We start from the raw sequence: 22,132 nt of genomic DNA on the forward strand, positions 1-22,132 counted from the left end.
AGTTAAGCATTAGGAGTAATTAAACTTGGTCAAAATAAGCATGATGCATAATGAAATCCTGACTCATCTATCGATTCAATTGATGCTTACAGCTCAGCGTAGACTATCTAATAATGTAACAATGGAGGCAACATAAACATGTCAACTGGACTGCTCACTCCCCCAATACGGCAAACGCAGGTTTTTGTTCCAGAGCTGGTTTATTTTGAACCGGATGCATTAAATTACCCCAAAGGCCAGAGAATACTTGAATGGGCCAAGCAGCAAGGCTTACCTATTCAAATGACTACCTCTCACAACCGAATTACTAATCTGCCCGGTGAAAGTGACCTGGAGAAATACAAAATAGCTAAGCGAACGCTTGTCGTAGGAATTCGTAAAACTTTAAAATTCGATACTTCCAAGCCTTCCGCCGAATATGCAATCCCAATTGCCACAGGCTGTATGGCTCACTGCCACTACTGCTACTTGCAAACTACTCTGGGAGCCAAACCCTATATCCGTGTCTATGTAAACACAGATGACATTTTAAAAGCCGCGAAGCAGTATATCGAAGAACGGGCTCCCGAAATAACAAGATTTGAAGCGGCTTGTACCTCCGATCCTGTCGGCCTTGAGCATATAAGTGGATCATTAAAAGAACTAATAGAATTCATGGCCCGGGAGCCGCTCGGACGTCTGAGATTTGTAACCAAATTCCATCACGTGGAACCACTTCTCGGGTTAAAGCATAACAAACATACTCGTTTTCGGTTTAGTGTTAATGCTGATTATGTAATCAAAAATTTTGAACCGGCGACCTCCAGCTTTTATGAACGAATAACAGCGGCAGGAAAGGTTGCCCAAGCTGGTTATCCACTCGGGTTCATTATCGCTCCAATAATATGGCATGAGGGCTGGGAAAATGGCTATCAGGAGCTGCTGGAGAAATTAAAAGAGGCGCTTCCTGAAGAAGCTACCTCTGATCTAACCTTTGAATTGATTCAGCATCGTTTCACCAAAACAGCCAAAACCGTCATCCAGCAGCGTTATCCCAAAACAAAGTTAGAATTAGATGAAACGAAGCGCAAATACAAATGGGGCCGCTGGGGTCAAGGCAAATATGTGTACCCGGATGACCAAGCCAATGCTTTGCGAGAATTCATTACAGAACAGATCTTTGAGAAATTTCCGCAATCCAAAATTGATTATTTCACTTAAAATTTCAAATAGTCGGGGGTTATTTGATTCAACCATATGGTAATTCGGGTCATCTGATCCGTATAAAGGAGAATGGCCATAATAATCATTAATCCCCCGCCAAGCTTCATAATTAACGATGAATAGCGCAATATCCATTTGGTCGTGCCGATAAAAAAGGCAAGTATTACAAAGGGAATGGCAAACCCGAGCGAATACGCTGTAATCAGGGGTACCCATGAATCCGGATTGGTCGCCGCTAATGCCAAAATCGCAGATAATATCGGGCCTATACAAGGAGACCAGCCAGCTGCAAAGCCCATTCCTACAAGGATGCTTCCAAGGTATCCTGCCGGCTTCAGCTTCCATTGAAGCTTACGCTCTCTCAAAAGCCATTGCGGCTGAAAGATGCCCAGCAAGAACAAGCCCATAGCAAAAATCAACAGTGCCGCGATTTGCCGCAATAAATCCTTGTAATCAATAAACAGGCTGGATACGACGCTGGCCCCCCAGCCCAAGCTGTAAAAAATAATCGAGAAGCCGGCAACAAAGCAAAGCGTATGTAAAATGGTTTTGCTGCGAATCTCCTTGCCGGAGTCCGCATTCTTAAGCTGACTGACGGATATCCCTGTTATATAGGATAAATAGGAAGGATACAACGGCAAGCAGCAGGGTGATATGAACGATGCAAAACCTGCCCATAGGGCAATCCATAGATTAATTTCCAAACATTTACGCCCCCTAAATTCAGAGAATAACCTCTGATCCTACCCTTCATTATATCGAATTTTTCAACTTGCACGGATGACCTTTTCGAAAATTATGTGTCTCTCTTGCTCCATGCAATGAAATAATCCCATCCCATTTATGCTATAAGCGAAATCCCCTTTTTATAAATAAGCTCAAAATCAACAGCCCGATTAAAAATAGAACAATAGTAGCTCCCGGTGCCAAATCCCACATTCCTGCAGCAAACAAGCCGCCGACAACGGAAACCTCGGAGAATAGAACCGACCAAAAGATCGACTTTTTAAAGCTTTTGGCTACAAGCAAGCTGCATGCGACAGGGATGGTTAATAGCGAGGAAACCAGCAGCGCCCCCACTATTTTTATCGCAACGCTAATAACAAGCGCAGTGAGCATCGTAATCATGATATTGTAAAAACGAAGCGGCAAACCGCTGACGCCAGCAGCGTCTTCATCGAAAAACATCAAAAACAATTCTTTATAGTTCAGCAATATAACTCCGACAACTATAACAGTTACTCCAAAAACCACCCACAGATCAAAATTATCCAAGGTGTAAATGCTGCCGAAAAAATAGCTCATAACATTCATATTAAAGCCTTTGCCCAATGTAAACAGCAAGGTAGCCAGAGCAACGCCGCCTGACATAATAATCGCGATGGATAATTCCGCATATGATTTATATGCCTTGCGCAGCCTCTCTATGGCAAAGGACGCAAGCAGCGCAAATATGAGTCCGACTCCAATAGGATACACATTGATCAAGAAGCCAAGCGCAATTCCCGCTATCGACACGTGGGCAAGTGTATCTCCGATCATCGATAATCTGCGGAGAACAAGAAATACGCCCATTAATGGCGCAGTAAGCCCGATTAATATACCGCCCAATAAGGCGCGTTGAAAAAAATATTCTGAAAAAATGTCCAACTTACTCGCTCCTAGCTCCAGCTTTCATTAAACCAACACTTCCATTTGCTCCCGCAGCTGCTGGATGGAATGCGTCAAATTCGTTTCTTTGCAATTTTCAGGCTCATGCGTATGCTTAACGTAAAAAGATAAAGCCCCGCTTTTTTGGGCAGGCTCGTTTCCAATATAAGATTGTACCATATCCATATCATGCGATACCAGAAGAAATGTAATATGGTGATGCTGATGCATATGGCGGATCATCCGGAAAAAGCCTGCTTGCGTTTCGGCGTCAATACCTACCGTAGGTTCATCCAGGATGAGCAGCTGCGGATTGTTGATTAACGCCCGTGCCAGAAATACGCGCTGCTGTTGTCCTCCTGAAAGCTGTCCTATGCGACGGTCTGCCAAATCCTCAATGCGCATTGCATAAAGCGCGTCCTCGCATTTTTGCTGCTCCGCCTTACCTATCCGGCGAAACATATTCTTCTTGCCATACAGACCGGATAGCACTACTTCCCGTACGGTGGCCGGGAACAGCGGATTAAAGGCGTTCTTCTGCGGCACATAGCCGATACGTTCCCAATCGCGGAATGTACTTATTGGCTGACCGAACAAACGTATTTCCCCCTGGGACGGCTTCAGCAGGCCTACAATCATTTTCAACAATGTTGTTTTCCCTGCTCCATTGGATCCGATCAGCCCAACAAAATCACGTTCCAAAACAGTAAAATTAAGATGCTCTATCACTTGTTTATTCTCATAAAAAAAAGAGACGTCATCAACTGTGACGATACTCTGATGACATCCTGCATTGCCAATAGGTGATGCATTGGAATCCATAGATATTAGCTCCTTCTTCAACAGGCTCTTCCTTCTATTGTAATGCTTTTATTAAATTATTCAAATTGCTGTTCATAATCGATATATAATCTGCTCCAGCCTTCGACTGCTCCTCTGTTAAACCTTCGATCGGATTCAGCACGGCTGTTTCCACTTTTGCATCCTTGGCCAATGTTTTGGCTAATTTGTCGGAGACCAGCTCCTCGAAGAAAATTATTTTGACATTATTCGTACGAATGAATTCATTAATATTTTTTAAGTCCTTGGAGGTTGGTTCCGCGTCAGGAGATAGGCCCATAATAGGTTTTTGTATCAAACCGTATTCCTTCGCCAAATATCCGAATGATTGGTGAGTTACAACAATTTCTTTTTTCGTCAAACCGGATAGTGTCTGCTTATATTTATTATGCAGTTGGTCAAGCTGAGCTGCATATTGATTATAATTGGCTTCATAATCAGCTTTATGGGCCGCATCGACTTTTATCAAATTATCCTTGACGGTCTGCGCCATTTTTTTGGCATTTACAGGACTTAACCATACGTGCGGATCCCAATGTCCTTCATGCACTTGTGCGTCCTTGGCTTTTTCTTTATTGCTGCTATCTTTTTTCTCAGCCTCATGTCCATGCTCATCTTCCTCGGCAGCCTCTATTAGATCAAGACCTTTACTAGCTTCGACTACCAATTGTTTGGAGTCCTTAGGCATGCTGCTAAGCGTATCATCCACCCAGCCCTCAAAGCCGGCACCTAAATAAAGAAACATTTCAGCTTTAGTAATATTCTGTATATCGCGTCCTTTAGGCGACCAATCGTGAGGCTCTACTCCTGCAGGAACGAGGTTAATGACATTGACATGATCGCCGCCAATTTTTTTCGTGAAATCATAGAGTGGATAGAAGCTGGCAACAACATTGATTTTCCCCGAAACCAGCGTAGCTTGCGGCTTACCGCAACCAGATAACATGATCGACAATATTAAAATTAGTAGTGCAGGAATTACAATAGCTCTCTTAACAGCAGACATTTACGAACACTCCTTATGTAAATCGTAATTATTTTTATTAACAGATTTGATTATACGACCGGACTCTCAAAATTGTCAACTATTAATAATATTTACGATTAGTTGTGTTTTAAACTTCATTAATATAAAAAAAACAGCATCCAACCGAATGTTCCCGGTTTGAATGCTGTTACTATTAACTGCCACATAAAAGTTGCAGCTACTATTCGACACGGACCGCTTGAAGCTGAGCTTTCACACATAGCTCAACCGCTTTGAAAGCATGATCTTGAGTCATGGCATTCTCTGTACGATTGATGCAGTCAAGCACAAGCTGGCCGAAGAACGGATAACCCACTTGGCCGCGGAGCGAATAATGCTTCTCACCTTCATGATTGACCAAATATAAATGGTCTCCAGACGGGTCACGTGCAATATCAATGTATTTACGAATCTCAATGTAGCCTTCGGTTCCAAGAATCGTCATCCGACCGTCTCCCCAAGTACCCAGGCCGTCTGGCGTTAACCAGTCAACACGGAAGTAATTGGTTGCTCCATTGTCAGCAATCAGGGTAGCATCGCCAAAATCCTCGAGCTCCGGATAGTTCTTGTTCTTGTAGTTTGCAACCTTACTGTTAACAACTGTTGCATCCTTAGCTCCTGTGAAATACAAGAACTGCTCAATTTGATGGCTGCCGATATCACATAGAATACCGCCGTATTTATCAGCTTCAAAAAACCAATCCGGTCTGGACGGCGCATTCAAGCGATGAGGACCAAATCCTATAACTTGAACTACGCGGCCGATAGCGCCCTGCTCAATTAATTGACCAGCAAACACCGCACTTTCAACATGCAGACGTTCACTATAGTAAACCATATATTTACGACCGGTTTCTTTCACTTTCGCTTTAGCTTGCTCTAATTGCTCCAGAGACGTTAGCGGTGTTTTATCTGTAAAGTAATCTTTGCCATGATCCATAACACGAAGACCTAATGCGCAGCGCTCTGATGGTACAGCCGCACCAGCTACCAGCTTAATGGACGGATTGTTCAAAATTTCCTCTTCGGAAGCAGCGGCTTTAGCCTGAGGAAACTTGTTAATAAACGCTTCGACTTTCGCCGGATCCGGATCATAAACAGCGACCAAATCAGCGCCAGCCTCAATCAGTCCATTACACATTCCATAAATATGGCCGTGATCCAATGCAATTGCTGCAAAAGCAAATTCTCCCTTGTTAACAACCGGATTCGGCTTGCCTTGCGGTGCATAATTCATTCCATCCTTGTTTTGCATAAGAACTAAAACCTCCTGGTAATTAGATCATGATTATTAGTAAATTGTTAACGTGAACAATCCTCATTTTACCACAGATCCATTAGGAAGTGCATCAGAAATTGTAGCTAAAGTTAATTGATCTCCATGTGATGCTGCAAGAATCATTCCTTGTGACAATTCCCCTCTTAATTTGACCGGCTTCAGGTTGGTCACACAGATGACTTTACGGCCGACCATCTGTTCAGGCGTATAAAATTTGGCGATGCCAGAGACAACCTGTCGTTGCTCTGTGCCCAGATCCAGCTGCAGCTTCAGCAGCTTGTCAGCGCCCTTTACAGGCTCAGCTGACAGCACTTCAGCTACGCGCAGCTCAACTTTAAAGAAATCATCAATCGAGATTTCTTGGGTTTCAACTTCCGCGGCAGCGGTCTGCTTCGAAGCTTCAGCAGGCTTCTTGTCAGCTTTCTGAACACTTTCCCCGGCAGGAGCAGCTGAATCTGGAGCAGCAGTCTCGAGTGTCCCTCCCATTGCCTCGACGATCGAAGAAACCTCCTTCGCCAGCTCAAGACGCGGGAACATTACCTCGCCTTTCACAACTTGGATTCCACTAGGCAGTGTGCCAAAGCTGTGAATGGTGTCCCATGCAGTCAACGGGCCTTCGCTTATCCCAAGCTGTGCCCACATTTTATGCGGTGTAAGCGTCAAGAATGGCTGCAGCAACACGGAAGTTATGCGCAATGATTCAGCCAGACAATAGAGCACAGAGCCCAATACAGGGCGTTTGCTCTCTTCTTTGACCAGCGACCATGGCTGCGTCTCGTCAATATATTTATTGGTACGGCTTACCATCTGCCAAAGTGCGGTTAAAGCAACGGAAAACTCCATTTTTTCCATCGCTTCCTCAACCTTGATTACGGTTGTGCGAATCGTTTCCAACAGAGCTGCGTCGTATTCAGTTGCACCTTCGATGTAAGGCTGAATCGTACCGTTAAAATATTTATCGATCATAACTACAGTTCGGCTTAGCAGATTACCCAAGTCATTGGCCAAATCAAAATTAATCCGTTCAATGAAGCTCTCCGGCGTAAAAGCTCCATCCGAGCCGAACGGCACCTCCCGCAGCAAATAATACCGCAATGCATCGAGCCCGTAACGATCAATTAGCATAACTGGATCGACAACATTCCCTTTGGACTTGGACATTTTTCCATCCTTCGTCAACAGCCAACCATGACCGAATACTTTCTTAGGCAGCGGAAGATCGAGCGCCATCAGCATGATTGGCCAATAGATCGTATGGAAGCGGACAATTTCTTTACCGACCAGATGAACATCCGCCGGCCAGTAGGTCCGATATTTGCTGTCATCTTCACTGCCGTATCCAAGGGCTGTAATATAGTTGGATAATGCATCGATCCATACATAAATAACATGCTTGGGATCATTCGGCACTTTAACTCCCCAGTCAAACGTCGTTCGGGATACAGCAAGATCCTCAAGACCCGGCTTGATGAAGTTGTTGATCATTTCATTCTTGCGGGATTCCGGTTGAATGAATTCCGGATTTTCTTCGTAAAATTTAAGCAAACGGTCTGCATACTTACTCATGCGGAAGAAATAGCTGTCTTCTTTAATTAATTCAACGGGACGGCCGCAATCCGGGCATTTACCGTCAACCAGCTTGTTTTCCAAGAAAAACGATTCACAGGGTGTACAATACCAGCCTTCATAGGTGCCTAAATAAATATCTCCCTGCTCCATCAACTGAGCAAAAATTTTCTCAACCGATTGTTTATGACGCGATTCTGTAGTACGAATAAAATCGTCATAGGAAATATCAAGCTTTTTCCATAAGTCTTTAATGCCCGCTACCACTTCATCTACGAATTGCTGCGGAGTAACTCCCTTTTCCTGCGCCTTCCGTTCAATCTTTTGACCATGCTCGTCAGTGCCCGTCAAGTAAAGAACATTGAAGCCTTTCAGCCTCTTGTAACGTGCCATCGCATCCCCAGCCACGGTTGTATAAGCATGCCCGATATGCAGCTTATCGCTCGGGTAATAAATCGGCGTTGTAATGTAAAACGATTTTTGTTGCTCTGTCATGTCACTCAGCCTCCTTCAGGTTTTAAAAAAAAACAAAAAAAGCCCTGTCCATCTTGGGACGAGAGCTTGTGCTCACGCGGTACCACCCAACTTCCCCCGCTTCCGTGTTAGGAAGACAAGGCTCAGCAGTCATGTTGCGACTTTCCGTTAACGCCGGAACTGCGATGACTATTTATTCGCCGCTTCCCAAGCTCGAAGCTGTTTCTTCGGCAAACTCACAGTCATATCCTCCAGGACCATCTTCCTCTATTTCAGTCAACCGGCTCTCAGCACAACACCGGCTCTCTGTATGACCTCTGCAGAGTACTCATCCGTTCATAGGCAATTCAAATATATGGTTAAGCCAAATATAGCGGAATGTACGGACTCATGTCAAGTTAATGGCCTGATTCGCGTTTCTTCATGTTTACATAGTTGGAGCAGAGCTTCAATAATTACTTCTTTTTTCCTGAAGCAGGAGGCACGTGATCGATCCCTCCCGGGTGAAAGGGATGACATTTGCACACTCTCTTCACACTGAGCCAAGTCCCCTTGGCAGGGCCATGCAGCTCCAGAGCATCCAATGCATACTGCGAGCAGGTCGGATAAAATCGGCAGGTCGGCGGCTTGAGCGGAGAAATAAATTTGCGGTAAAACAGCACCAAGGCTAGAAGCATCCGTTTCATAATTAACACAACCCCCGAAAAGCAGCAGCCTGGTTCCAAGGCCGGTCCATATTTGTCTTCCTACTCGATTCTAGTCGTTCAAACTGGTATAAGTCAAACTCGTATCTTCTATAATCCAATCGTTTAAATACAAATTGATGGAGTTGATCGTATGTGCTTGAAATATTTCTTTCTTTTTTCCATCTTTTGGTGACAGGCTATAGAAGTTCGTAGTGCTTTGGTTGTAATCAATTGTCTTCCAAATATGCCCCTTGTCTACCGTATACCCTAAATAATAAGCATTTTCCCCGGATCGCCAATATGTCCCATTTTCGAGGTCTACAAAGAAAGGAGGATCGTAAGCCTCTGTGTATGGAGACCAGGTATAAACCTGATCTTGATTAGTCAGCTCTTCCAGATTGACATTCTTGAGTTCAGATAGAGTTCCTGACAACAAATTTAAGGTTTTGTAGCTTACACTCGTCTTTTGGTCCTCGGTTTGCAGCTTCTTATCAATTTCAAAATAGCGTATAAGAGCGATTTCTAGATCAGGCATCCAGCCTGCCAGCTCCAAGTGAATGCCACCACCTGGTGTCTCGATCTGATGTTGAATTTTTCCGGATTCATCCATAATCATCAAGCCCTGCGGGGCTAAGATATCACTTTCTCCTCCAGTCATCCAATGCTCAGCTCCATCTTCAAAAGCATAGTGTCGCACCAAGTAGCGGTTGTCCGGACTCCAGCTTACATTCAGCCCGATGCTCCCGGGCAAGCTCGGATCTGACAACAAGCTGCCATCCAGAAAGTATAGTTTATCTTTATGCCAGAACCGTTCTCCGTCAGGTGATCGTAAAATTGAATATCTGGGCCATGTGCTAGGAAATCGGTCATCCGACACGTGGAAGCTCCCTTGATCCAAATCATAAACACTTAATTTCCCTTCGGAAAAAGTGGGAAGAATCAGCTTATCCTTGCTATAATTGAGCCAACCCGGCATAAAAAAATCAGGAGAAGCTTGTTCAGGCTGTTTGTCGAACAATACCTTTTTCTCGCCCGTGTATATATTCATTTGTTCAACGTTGTAAAATGTTTCTGTCTCAGGTGTGCCATGCACCGCTACATAAATGATATGCTCAGCATCTAGGAAGCCAAATAATTCGGTTACGCTATCCGTTATATACGAATCTGCTGTACTGCCGTACATAAGCATGTAGTTTTGAACCGATTTGGATTCAGGCCTGACAACAAGCAGATCTTTCCGGTAATGCGTTTCACCATTGAACTGCTCTGTTCTCCTAACAACATGAACTACTGCATCCTGACTCGGAGTGGATAAGGTTTGCATCACATATCCATTATCTGCATCATTCAATACTATACGAAACCCTTTAGGAGTATCCGATACGCATAGCTTCAAAGAGCTCTCAGCCAAAGGAACCTTTGCAGGCAGGCTGACTGCCTGGGCCTCAGCCTTTACAGAGGGGCCAAGTCCAATGACCTGACTCGAGGTTTCAGTACCTCCAACCACAGCCACCAGCAGCATGGACAACAAATATTTTAGCTTCATCCTTTACTCACAACCTCTCCGATTCTTCATAGAGAATGACGCAATAACTTGTGAAAAGTTCCATTACAAGCAGATAATAGTATTTTTTTACTTCGCCTGCATCTAAAGTTGTTCTGCCAAACCATCCCTTACCAGCTTAAGCATAACGTCCTTACGGTCCGGAGGACAAGCGATGATATACGGCTCCGGGTTCATACCGGTAAACGGATTCCCGTTGAAATCCAGAATTAACCCACCTGCCTCGCGTACGAGCAGCAAACCGGAGTATAGGTCATCGCCTTCAGAATTGTACAGCACAATCCCGTCCAATTGTCCGCGAGCCAGCATACTCCACTGCATCGTTGGAGCCCACAGCCTCATCATCCGCTTCGTATGCTTCTCTATATGCGCTCTCAATTGTACTGCTCGAGCTTCCTGCTGTACTTTATGCCCTTGAATCCAACCCACCGTTAAACGATTTGGCATCGTTCTCGGCTGTATCCTCAAAGCTTGTTCATTACAGGCAGCTCCCTGGTTGTAGACAGCCGTATACATTTTATCCAGGATTGTATCGTATATAACACCCAGCACAGGCTCCTTCTTATAAATAAGCGTAAGTGAGACGCCAAACAAAGGTAAGCCTACGGCAAAATTATTCGTTCCATCCAATGGATCAACAAGCCATAGCCAATCGCTCTCGACTCCCGACCAGCCGGATTCCTCGCTGCGGATTTGGTGATCGGGAAATGCTGCTCCAAGCCTGGATAAAATCTCATGCTCCGCCTTGAGATCAGCTTCGGTCAGCACATCGCCAAACTCATCCTTCTCTTCCATCGTGAAACCTTCATCGAAACAAACCCTTGCCGCATGGCCCGCAGCCTTGGCCGCCTCAACAGCCACTTTAATCGCCTTTTGCAATGTAGCTTCCATTTATGATCTGTTTCCCCCATTCATCGATTTACATGAAAAAAGAAAGCACCCTTACTTTTCGCAGGATACTTTCTTAATAGAATAAATGTTTTTCATTGAAATTGCGAGATATTTCCAGCTTCTTCATTCTGACTTCGTAAAGAAACATTAGCGCCCAAAGATCGGAACAAATGGATCGCATTCTCATAGCCCCGCTCGATATGCTCGATACCCGTAATACGGGTAACCCCCTCTGCAGCTAGACCAGCCAGAAGAAGACAAGTTCCTGCACGAACATCCGTAGCATGAACCCAGTTGCCTTTAAGCGGAGTTCCTCCTCTTATAAAGGCGCTTTCCTTACGTACCTCCACATCTGCACCCAATCGCTTTAACTGGTGAATATGGTTAAATCGTTTGGGATACACCCGCTCTGTCACGATACTTTTCCCTTGAGCCTGCAACAACAGAGCGGTGAAGGGCTGCTGTAAATCGGTAGCAAATCCCGGATACATACCGGTTCTAACACGCGTAGCCCGCAGCTTCCCGGTCGAATGAGCTGTTATGCTCTGATCCGCCATCTCAAGCTCCATGCCAATCTCGCGCAGCTTGGCCATACATGAGCCCATATGCTCCGGAATAACATTATTTACAGTGATGCTGCCTCCCTTTATACCCGCAGCCATCAGAAATGCCCCAGCTATCAACCGGTCGGGAATTACCGTATAGGTACCGCCACCAAGAAACGGAACCCCCTCAATACGGATGTGATCGGTTCCGGCTCCTACTATTTTGGCACCCAGCTGATTTAAGAAATTAGCTGTATCGACTACCTCAGGATCCATAGCAGCATTGTACAATCTTGTTCGACCTTCGGCTCTTACAGCGGCCAGCATGGCATTTATCGTTGCGCCAGAAGTAATCATGTCAAAGTAAATATCGGCACCGCGCAGCTGTTTCGCTTCTACGATGTAATAATCGTTAAAGAATGTAACCTCAGCTCCAAGCAAACGGAGTGCCTTGATGTGTTGATCGATCGGACGTGAAACGAAATCATCTCCGCCAGGGAATCCCACAGTGACCTTGCCGAATTTTGCCAGAAGGGCACCGACGAAATAATAGGAAGCCCGATAAGCGGAAGCTTTCCCTGGGTCAATGACTGCACTGTGAATATAGCGTGGATCGAGCTGCATCTCTCCGGTTGGCAGCCGATCTATTTGCAAGCCTATATCTTTGCCAATTTGGCGGATGACGCGAAAATCATAAATATCAGGAATACCTTCCAGGGTAACCGTAGCATCCGCCAAGCATGATGCCGCGAGCAATGCTAAAGAGCTGTTCTTAGAGCCTTGAATCGAGACGGCGCCGTGAAGCGGACCGCTGCTTTGTACTTGTATGTAATCCACGATCGTACCTGCTTTCCTATGGGTTTGGTTCGACTTATTCTTTTTCCAAAACATAGCCGCTGCCTCGAACAGCGCTGATCGTAAAGGTATCTTTTCCATATTTTTTGCGAATACGATATATTAATGCATTGAGCTCATCCATACTTACGTCCGGAACCCCATCTTCTCCAGTTGAGCGCTCCTGCCAAACGGTCTTCTTGATCATATCAAAAGATACCAGCTGATTGGCATGATCGTTCAAAACTTTAATAAACCCGTATTCTTTCTCCGACATAACAATTCGTTGACCGTCAACATAACATTCATGCTTCTCCCAGTTGATTGAAAAACCTGACTCCTGTAATCCCGCTTGCCGCGGATAACTGATAGGCTCGAATTCCAGAGTCTGATCTGCAAACAAATAAGAAAAATGAATGACCACCATTCCTTTTGCAAGCTTGATTATGTCAAACGAACGTAAAATATGCGGGGTATACGGTTCAATCCTGAATCCGTTAATTTCAGTTCCATGTCTGCTGCCTAAATCATATAAAACCGCTTGTTCATTCTCCCTCTTGATCATGAAATGCTTGCGGGAGATGAAGGCGTTAGAGAAAGCCAAATCTGGAATATCATCGTTCGTCATTCGTCCGACAAACAATTCCTTCGCCGACAAGTTTACACAGGTGCCAGAACGATGAGGCTCTCCTCTAATCACATAGAGGCTTGCATAAGTTTCCAGCCGGGTACTGTCCAATTCCATTGCTGTGAGTCCCACCTTCACGAATACATTCATATTACAACAGCTATCTTATGATTACTGTGTGATATGACACATTCTATTGTACCATAAAAGGTTTAACGATAAATGCCCATTCACTGACTACTGACTCACATTTCTATGACGGATAGCCATTTCATGAAAATTGACGGACTATACTAAATAAGATATCCACCCAGAACCTAACATGTTTCTTAAGAAAAAGCCTTGCGATGTCCTCGGTGTACCCTTTACGTTTGTGCGTGGAGAGGGATCGATGTGGGTTTACGGCCGCTGTTGAAGTCCTGTTCCTTGAATAGAAGGCTTGTATCACGTCTCAAACTAATTCTCCCCATAATGATTGAGTCGAAGCATTAGCGGACGTAATCGTTCCGCTATGGCATGGAAAGCACAAAAAACAGAAAGATAACGGAACAACTTCTTCCGGTATCTCTCTGTTTTGTGCATAGTATTCATCATTCGCTCTAAATAACGGAATTCTACCTTCCGCTATCGTCTTAAATTGGAGGTAACTGATTAAATAACGGAACTTCCAGTTCCGTAAAGGACCTATAGAGGCACATTGCTGTTTCCCGCTATCCGAATATAAAAAGGAACTCGCCTGATGGTTGAATCCGTAAAGATTCAAGAATCATTGTCAGATCAGGCAGCCTTCTGATACAAACTGCTTTATGCTTTTTACCAAAACAGCTCAGTATGTCCCTTCAACCGGCTCAAGCCCTCTACAAAGAAGTAATCACCATAGATAAGAGGGACATCCACGTTCTTGCCTTCAGGATAATGGCTTGTACCTTGCAGAATCAAGCCTTCCTCCTGAAGATTATTCCATGCTCCGTAATTTTCATACAAGGAACGCAATATGGCTTTGCCCGCATTACGATAGCTATCCGCTTCCACCGAATCCACTTGATCGGCAATCAACAGCAGACCGCATGCTGCGCAAGCTCCTGCTGATGTATCCCGATACGGAGTGATATCAGGCGGGAGGCGGAAATCCCATAATGGCACATGATCCTCAGAAAGCTGTGCGATGAAGAAATGGGCTACTCGCTTGGCTGCCTGGAGATATCTCTCATCTCTCGTATACTGATAACTTAAAGCCATCCCATATATCGCCCAAGAAGCGCCGCGGGACCATGCTGATTCCGGGGCAAAGCCTTGCCCCCCCAGAGCTTCTATTCTCTCTCCGGTATGTGGGTCAAAACGAACAATATGATAAACCGAGCCATCCGGTCGAATAAAATGGTTAAGCACTGTATCGGCGTGCTCGATAGCCAGGTGCTTATACCGAGGGTCCCCTGTTTGTTCGGATGCCCAATACAACAGCGGCAAGTTCATAAGGCAATCGATAATAGCAATACCAGAGTTGTCCTCGCCCTCCCTCCACGGGTTCCACGCGCGGATGAAGCTGCCCTTCACGTTAAAGCGTGCTGCTAATAAATTGGCAGCTAGCAGCCCGCGGCGCTTTGCATCCTCAGCCTGCAGCAGCTTGTAGCGTGCCACACTCGTTAAGGTCCACATAAAGCCTATATCATGGTCGAGCTTATAATAGTTAGCAACCACTTCATCCAGCTTCAGCTCGCATTGCTCTGCTATCGATTTAAACTGCTCATCCTTAGTTTCTCTATATAATAGCCACAACAGTCCTGGCCAGAAGCCGGCTGTCCACCAATAAGAAGGCTCCAATACATAGGAACCATTTACACTTGCATGTGGAAATTGCGCCCCGATTCTCTGGCTGGTCCTGCTTACTTTATCCACCGTCTGCTGCCATGCTTCTTCTACCCATTGTTCCACTTGAACGCTCATCTTGTATTCATCTCCCTAAGAGTTTGCACGAGAAAACTTGCTTCGTTAGTTTCTTATTCAAACTGAAAGCTTAATTGGATCTTGCATATTTTCTCCGGCTGAAGCAATGTAAAATCTATAGCGAACACTTCTTTCACCACGCCAAAATGATCTGTAAACTCAAGACTCTGAACATGTGGCTGCAGGGTGTGGTGATCGTAGCCAATCGTTAGACGTTGCTCCTTCCCAGGAATAACTATGGATTCACCAGATAAATCAGGTTCAAGGCAGGTCACAAATCGTTCGACTATCCCCTCTGGCACCTCGCTGAATTGATAGGAATCCTCCAGCAAGAGTATGGGATGCTCCTTCTTGCACCATGTAAAGCTTCTTTCCAGACTTAGAAGAGTTTCATCTTCATATGCAGCAGCAAGATTAAGCCGCATGGACTCTCGATCCTTTTCCAATGCCACATTCAATACTTCTGCACGGTGTGCAGCACCCTCCTTTTGCAAATGACCATTGATTATCGGCACTGAGTGGCCTTGCGATCCGTTGCAGAGATAGGAGTAACGCTCCGCTCCAAAATAGCTTTTGGTATACATGCCGGAGCCTAGGTCAGCGAGAAACGTTTCCCCTTGAGCATTCATAATAAAATGCCCGACATCATTATGATTATGCGGCTCATTATTATGTCCACCCTTTGCAGCAAAGCAAAAAACACCTTCGTCATTCGCATATCTAGAGATAAGCCATTCCGCATCATTCAAGTAATAGGTTGCTTGCCCCCAAGGCTCTCCAAGACTCGCTTTATCAGGCTGGAACCATAATATATTGCGCAGTGCCGTTGCCCACCGGTTGCAATGATCCTCCGTATAGCTTGTCCGTAAAGCCATATCAGGAATGACGACATCCGGGTAAATCCTGTTCAAATAATGGGTCAGCCCCATATGAATATGAGATTCAGGCATCGAATCGGAGAAGTTAACGACCGAGCTGCCGGTCATAAAGCATTTTTGTTGAAACAAGGCAATCCGGTGTATCTTCTCGTTAGAAAACAAATTCAGACAGCCGGCTGTTCTTTTCTTCAATAAATCGGCAAAAAACACAAAAAATCCGAAGCCGTAGTACCAATATCCGTACCCTTCTGTAGTAGCCCCATCTTCCTCGAACCCTTCCAAATAACTATCCAAGGTCCCGAGCACACGCTCCAATATTTTCGCTAAATCATCTTCATCTTTCATCATATGGAGCGCTGCAGAGCCGATAGAGCCTGCACAAACGGCTGCCCAATTATGCGTTGCTGTTTCCCAAGTGAATGGACCTTGATGAAGATAGGGCCAGAAGATCCGGCGGTAAATCTCATGTGTAATTCGGTTGCGAAGCAGCAGTGGTAATCTATTCTCCATTAATCTGAGCACTTCGCTTAAAGCAAATCCAGTTTCGGCTGCAAACAGGTCGATAACAGAAGCGTTTCCTTGAATAGCTCCTAAGTAATTATCCAAAGAATATTGTGCAGTCTGCGTTGTTTCCACCGTTGTACCTGCATGTGCAGGCAAACACCAGGTGTATTCATTGCATACCGACCAGATCGTTTCCTGCAATGCTTCTACATAATCTTCACGCTCAGGCTCAAGCAAGGACATGAGGGTAAACGTATTAAGCCTCTTTCTCATAATAAAATAGACTCTCTCGTACTCGAGACGGGATCCACTTTCTCCAAAAATACGAAATAAAGAGAAGGATAAGTCCGGTGCAGGCTGCGTCAACAGCTGTTCTGCTTCCAAGCGGATTTCATCAATCATAGGGCGGTAGGATTCAGCCAGACTCAGCTCCATCCACCATCCATCCTGACTTCCAGGGCTGAAAAGAAGTGACGAGCTATCACCTGAATATTTGCTTAGCAGCTGCTTAATCTGATTCTGATTCATATATAAGCCCCCCCATAGTACACGAGTAATATTAACTCCATACTAATGCATTTAATGCTTATAAAATACAACTTTTTTTACTTTTTCAAGTTATTTTTTGACCTCTGTATTCGACTGGTGTAACCCCTTCTGAAGCCTTGAATATTTTGATAAAATAGCTCTGATTATCATAGCCAAGCATCTCGCAAATTTTGCCTACTGGATGGCTGGTCTGATCAAGCAGCTCCTTGGCACGGATCATTTTCATCCGGGTTACATATTCAATAAAGGTTTCCCCTGTTTCCTTCTTAAACAAGCGGCTGAAGTAGCTGCTGTTCAAAAACAAATGGTCGGCCACTTCCTCCAGACTGATCCTTTTATCCAAATGTAAGGAGACATAATGACAAGCCTGCACCACTTCGGTCCGTTTGCTCTGCTCCCAAATCTCACCGGCCAATGCAATAACCGATTGAAAATGCTCTATTAGCCAATGCTCCAACTCCACTAGGGAATCGATATCCAGAATCTCTTTATGAAGACTTTCTACAGCATATGTGGAACGAAAATATTGCAGCGACTGAAGCTTCAGCTTAAGGTCAAGCAGCAGCTTGAGCACCCAATCCTTGACCTTCTCCGGCGGAAAAGAATGCTCCTTTAGAAATTCCATCCAGTGTTTAACCGTAGGAATAATCCTATCGGCTTTCTTCTCAATCATCATCTCCCTAAATTCCTTGCTAGCCTGATCATACCAAGAGAACAAATCGATATCTCCGTCAATAAATGGACGCTGTTTCGTAATGGAGCCTTCATCCACATAAAACCGCTGAACCGTGCTGGATAACAGCCCATTGAGAGCAAGCTTGATTTCATCAGGACGGTAACAAATATCGCCGATAATAAAAGACATCGAAATCTTCAAATATTTGAGCAGAGCATCTTGAATGGCCTTTATTTGTATGATTGCTGTATCAAACGGATTAATCTTAAGGGTCGCATGATAGGGGTATAAGAAGAAGGACTCCTTGATTCCATAAGCAAAATGAACCTCTGGCGTATCATATCGGGCACAAACCTCGCTAATCACATTATCCATGGCAAAGCGTAAAATGTCGTCGGACATAAAACGATGTTTGGCCAATCGATATTCGTCAACAAACCCCAGAATCGGCAGGCATGCTTTGCCCTCCATATCCAGATTGAAGGCTTTTGCTTCCAGCAGCCAATCCTGAGGATCTATAATTGGCTGCTGCATCATTCTACGGATAAACTTCTCTTTGAGCAGCTCCTTGTTGCGATCCACCATATGCTGCAGCTGATGCTGATGCGCCTGAACCTGCTCTTCTTGATCCAAACTTACTTTGAATTGCAGCAGCAGCTTCTCCAAATCAGCCGGATCAAGCGTATCCTTGAGCACATATTCCTGCACATTAAGCTTCATTGCTTGCTGTGCGTAATGAAATTCGCTGTGGCAGGAAAGAATGGCAACTCGCAGGTTAGGCTTCTGCTCCTTAAGCAAACCAATCAGCTCGATGCCGTTCATCAAGGGCATTCCGATGTCTGTAATCAGAATATCCGGCATTTGAATAGTAGCATGCTCCAGTGCAACGGCCCCATTCTCATAGCAGCCTTGCAGCTGCAGACCGTATGCCTCCCAGTTAATCGTCTCCGATAATAGCTGCAGTACCGGGTAATCATCATCAACAAGCATGACATTATACATAAGCAGCTGTCACCTCCACACGGGGAATATACATCGTAATGCGAGTTCCTTCCCCTTCCGAACTGTCAATTCTCATGTTAAACCTGTCGCCGTAGGTTAAGCGCATCCTTTCATGTACATTCAATAAGCCTATACTCGAAAATCCTTTTGGAGATTCCACAGCCGTCTGCTCCCTTTCCTCTCCTGACACTAGCATCTTGCGAAGCCTATGCAATATTTCTACAGGCATCCCTCTGCCATTATCCTCTACACTTAGAATCAACGTATTCTCTTCCATCCAAGCCTTCAGCATGATTGTACCGGCGGATTGTGTCAATCCATGGATTAATGCGTTCTCAATCAAGGGCTGTAGAAAGAAACGAGGTACTTTTATTAACAGAGCATCAGCTGCTATGTCGGTTTTCAATAAAACGGGCTCCTTTTGCCGCATATTCATCAACACAACATAATCCATAACTATTTCTATTTCTTCATGCAAGCTGATAGTTTCTTTCTCCTGATTAATAGTCATCCGCAGCAGTTTGGAGAGCGACCCTATCATATCCGCGCTTTCCCTATCCCCTCGCAGCATAACCTTCATACGAATGGAGTTGAGCACATTAAATAAGAAGTGGGGGTTTATTTGCGCTTGAAGCATAGCAAGCTCAGCTTTACGTTTGCGTGCTTGCGTATAGGAAACTTCAGCAATCATCTCTTTGATTCTGTCGAGCATCTGATCGAACAAAAAGCCCAGTCGTCCAATCTCGTCCTCTCCACGAATATTCGAACGGGTCTCAAGATCGCCTTTCTGAACAGTAAGGGCCACTCTTCCCAGTCTAACGAGCGGCTTCGTAAAAGTGCCCAATAAATACAACAGCAGCAACAAAAACACGATAAATGAAATAATTTGAAATCCAAACACTTTATTGAAGATAGCTTCAATTTTAGATATCGCCATTTTATATGGAGTTATGGAAACCAGCTTCCAGCCTGTGAAGGATAAGGATCGTTGGGTCATCAAATACTCTTCATTGTTAACCTCAACAATATCGGAGCTGATCTGTTGGCTTTCTTGATTAACGTAAGGAAATGGAAAGGTTTGGCCGATTTTCTCTGCATTATTGTGAGATAAAATAACGTTGTTAGCATCCATGATCATAAATTCCTGATTATTAGGAAGATTCTCGAAATTATGGTTCAGCTGATTTTCCATAACCGTTACAATAACATAACCGTATATAGTAGACCCCTCACCACGAAGCGTGCGCACAACCGATAGCTGATAAGGATTTCTCACCTTCTCGGATTCAAACACGGTAGGTGTGGTCCCAACCCAATAGGATTGAAAGCCGTACAGGTTTTTCAATTGGGAAAACCACGGCTCCTTCGTCAGATTAAGAGGATTATATTCGTAGATTGAATAATTGGAGTAATAAGAACCATTGGTAAGCAGGATCGTTACGTAGCATATTTCCCCGCCGATTGTAATATTATCAATTTGCTTCATTATTTTGTTCTTATCATAAAATTCGTCATATTCCGCAGAGGGGCCCGTATAACGATGTCCCGATACATTCGACTTGAAGATGAAATTCAGATCAGAATCCATTTGGATAGAGTTCGCAATATTGAGCATATATTTCAAAGAATTCGTTACATAGTTATTGACCAACAGCATGGACTCCTGGGAGTTCGTGATAGCCTGCTCCTTCACTGCATCTTGAGTCAAATAGTTATACGTCGCAAGGGTAATGCAGGCTGGGAGTAAAATACAAATGATAGAAACCATCATCAGCTTGAAACGAAATGACCTCATTGATAACCATCGACGTAATCGAAATCGCAGTTAAAACGCCTCCTCAAACCATTTGGGAACCTGCCCTTTAAACGTAAAAAGAGAGGGGCGGCTTGCACCATCCCCTCATATTGCAGTATTTCCTTAGTATAGCAGATTATTTTTTATTGGCGTCAATAATACCTTTAACACGATCTTGGGAAGCTTTTACAGTTGCATCAATATCTTGTTTGCCTAAGATCATTTTCTCGAATTCCTCGTTCACCGCTTTGTAAACCTCAGCTTGGTAAGAAACTGGAGGTACGATTGCAGATGCCTTAGCATTCGCCAGAACACTGTTCAAAGAAGCTTTATCGACTTTCTCAGGGTTTTTGGTGCCGCTAAGAATTGTGTCTGTGATTTTACCAAGATCTTCCGCTTTCACTTTGTTCCAGGATGGAATGTTCTTACCTTGAACCAATGCTCCGTCCGTAGTCAACCAGCGAATAAATTTGTATGCTTCTTCCTTGTTCTTGGAGCTTGCAGCAACTGACATATAGTCTGTAGTTACTTGAGTATAGCCGCTTGGATCAGCTGCAGTGTTTTTAGGGAATGGAGCTATAGCTACATTAAAATTCAAAGGAACCTGCTCAGTACCGCCTAGCTCTGTATTCATCCAGCTGCCTGTTACGATCATAGCTGCTTTTTGATTAAAGAATTGAGTACGGTAGTTTAGCTTTTGGGAAAGCATATCAGCGTATGGAGTAGCCGATTTATCATCCTTCTCCATCTTCATACGAAGTTCCAATGATTTCTTAAATAGCGGTGAATCCATATTGGAAGAACCATCTGCTTTAATAAATTCCGGATTATCCTTTTGATTCTCCAAAGCCAGCTTCGCATAATCCAACCAGCCGCCATTTTGCGGACCGTGGAAATAAGTACCGTAAACTTTAGCAGCGCCCTCGCCTTTAGTCAGCTTCTTAGCATAATCCATGAACTCGTCCCATGTCCAATCCTTAGGAATGGCAAGTCCGGCTGCGTCCAATGCTGTTTTGTTCAAGATGACATACCAAGGGTTAAACTTACCTGGAAGTGCGTAGTACTTACCGTTCAGCTTAGTGTCAACCTTGTAATCTTCACTAACTTTATATCCGTCTTTAGTAATGTAATCATCGAGAGGAGCAACCATACCCAATGATACGCGCTGAGCGTAAGATGCCGGGTCACTGAACATAAGAACGTCCATTGCTTCCCCTGAAGCCGCTGCAAGATCAAGCTTCTTCAAAGCCTCTTGAGTATCGCCTTTCTCACTTAAACCGATAACGTTGACTTTAACATTCGGGTTCTTCTCTTGATAAGCAGCTATTGTTTTCTGCCAGTTATAGTTACCTTCTGTTCCAAAAGTATAGAAGCGAAGTTCTGTTGATTTGCCTGCAGGTGCCGCACCTTGAGTGTCATTATTTTTCTCTGTACCTGCGCCTGCACCACAGCCTGCCAACAGCCCCATGACTAACATACCGCTTACTACACTAGTACCTAGTTTCTTTTTGTTCATGTTGTTGAAACCCTCCTTGTTTTGGGCCAATCTTGTTTTTGTACAACGCTTACAATGAAATTGTATCAATTCGAGCACGTG

Annotated in this window: 17 protein-coding genes; 1 reads left to right on the forward strand and 16 read right to left on the reverse strand. The window is 44.5% G+C overall.

The genetic code is table 11. The features are described 5' to 3' along the window. Positions 1–138: 138 nt before the first annotated feature. The gene (splB, locus tag NV381_RS22570; RefSeq protein WP_258215545.1) at positions 139–1,200 is read left to right on the forward strand and encodes a spore photoproduct lyase; all 1,062 of its coding nucleotides are present in this window, start codon (positions 139–141) and stop codon (positions 1,198–1,200) included. Here the strand turns inward: splB and NV381_RS22575 are convergent. From NV381_RS22575 to NV381_RS22650, 16 genes are all read right to left on the reverse strand, one after another. Continuing rightward, positions 1,197–1,907 (reverse strand): cytochrome c biogenesis CcdA family protein, encoded by a 711-nt coding sequence (locus tag NV381_RS22575; RefSeq protein WP_258215546.1) that lies wholly within the window; start codon positions 1,905–1,907, stop codon positions 1,197–1,199. The two genes, splB and NV381_RS22575, sit on opposite strands and share 4 nt — an antisense overlap. A 142-nt stretch (positions 1,908–2,049) precedes the next feature. Next, positions 2,050–2,853, reverse strand: a complete 804-nt coding sequence (locus NV381_RS22580; protein ID WP_258215547.1) for a metal ABC transporter permease — start codon at positions 2,851–2,853, stop codon at positions 2,050–2,052. 27 nt (positions 2,854–2,880) lie between these two features. Further along, positions 2,881–3,675, reverse strand: coding sequence for a metal ABC transporter ATP-binding protein (locus NV381_RS22585; RefSeq protein WP_258215548.1), 795 nt, complete (start codon positions 3,673–3,675; stop codon positions 2,881–2,883). Positions 3,676–3,709: 34 nt separating this feature from the next. Continuing rightward, positions 3,710–4,699: a metal ABC transporter substrate-binding protein gene (locus tag NV381_RS22590; protein WP_258215549.1), complete on the reverse strand. Its 990-nt coding sequence runs from the start codon at positions 4,697–4,699 to the stop codon at positions 3,710–3,712. A 202-nt stretch (positions 4,700–4,901) separates the two neighbouring features. Then, positions 4,902–5,975: a Gfo/Idh/MocA family protein gene (locus NV381_RS22595; protein ID WP_258215550.1), complete on the reverse strand. Its 1,074-nt coding sequence runs from the start codon at positions 5,973–5,975 to the stop codon at positions 4,902–4,904. Positions 5,976–6,038: 63 nt separating this feature from the next. Beyond that, a complete protein-coding gene (metG, locus tag NV381_RS22600; protein WP_258215551.1) occupies positions 6,039–8,060 on the reverse strand; it encodes a methionine--tRNA ligase in 2,022 nt (673 codons plus the stop codon). A gap of 434 nt (positions 8,061–8,494) precedes the next feature. Next, the gene (gene yidD / locus NV381_RS22605; protein WP_258215552.1) at positions 8,495–8,725 is read right to left on the reverse strand and encodes a membrane protein insertion efficiency factor YidD; all 231 of its coding nucleotides are present in this window, start codon (positions 8,723–8,725) and stop codon (positions 8,495–8,497) included. Between the two features lie 70 nt (positions 8,726–8,795). After that, positions 8,796–10,271, reverse strand: a complete 1,476-nt coding sequence (locus tag NV381_RS22610) for a hypothetical protein (RefSeq protein ID WP_258215553.1) — start codon at positions 10,269–10,271, stop codon at positions 8,796–8,798. A gap of 102 nt (positions 10,272–10,373) precedes the next feature. Further along, on the reverse strand, positions 10,374–11,180 hold the full coding sequence (locus tag NV381_RS22615; protein WP_258215554.1) for an inositol monophosphatase family protein: 807 nt from the start codon (positions 11,178–11,180) through the stop codon (positions 10,374–10,376). A 92-nt stretch (positions 11,181–11,272) separates the two neighbouring features. Further along, complete coding sequence (gene murA, locus NV381_RS22620) at positions 11,273–12,562, reverse strand: UDP-N-acetylglucosamine 1-carboxyvinyltransferase (RefSeq protein ID WP_258215555.1); 1,290 nt, start codon at positions 12,560–12,562, stop codon at positions 11,273–11,275. A 34-nt stretch (positions 12,563–12,596) separates the two neighbouring features. Beyond that, a complete protein-coding gene (locus NV381_RS22625; RefSeq protein WP_258215556.1) occupies positions 12,597–13,304 on the reverse strand; it encodes an FHA domain-containing protein in 708 nt (235 codons plus the stop codon). A 696-nt stretch (positions 13,305–14,000) separates the two neighbouring features. Next, positions 14,001–15,131: a glycoside hydrolase family 88 protein gene (locus NV381_RS22630; RefSeq protein ID WP_258215557.1), complete on the reverse strand. Its 1,131-nt coding sequence runs from the start codon at positions 15,129–15,131 to the stop codon at positions 14,001–14,003. A 53-nt stretch (positions 15,132–15,184) separates the two neighbouring features. Beyond that, positions 15,185–17,041, reverse strand: a complete 1,857-nt coding sequence (locus NV381_RS22635) for a heparinase II/III-family protein (protein ID WP_258215558.1) — start codon at positions 17,039–17,041, stop codon at positions 15,185–15,187. Between the two features lie 85 nt (positions 17,042–17,126). Beyond that, complete coding sequence (locus tag NV381_RS22640) at positions 17,127–18,740, reverse strand: response regulator transcription factor (protein ID WP_258215559.1); 1,614 nt, start codon at positions 18,738–18,740, stop codon at positions 17,127–17,129. Next, positions 18,733–20,535, reverse strand: coding sequence for a cache domain-containing sensor histidine kinase (locus NV381_RS22645; RefSeq protein ID WP_258215560.1), 1,803 nt, complete (start codon positions 20,533–20,535; stop codon positions 18,733–18,735). The genes NV381_RS22640 and NV381_RS22645 overlap by 8 nt, the downstream gene beginning before the upstream one ends. Positions 20,536–20,671: 136 nt before the next feature. After that, positions 20,672–22,051: an ABC transporter substrate-binding protein gene (locus NV381_RS22650; RefSeq protein WP_258215561.1), complete on the reverse strand. Its 1,380-nt coding sequence runs from the start codon at positions 22,049–22,051 to the stop codon at positions 20,672–20,674. Positions 22,052–22,132 lie beyond the last annotated feature (81 nt).

This window comes from Paenibacillus radicis (ex Xue et al. 2023) (assembly GCF_024722015.1).
In the GTDB taxonomy this organism is placed as follows: Bacteria; Bacillota; Bacilli; order Paenibacillales; family NBRC-103111; genus Paenibacillus_S.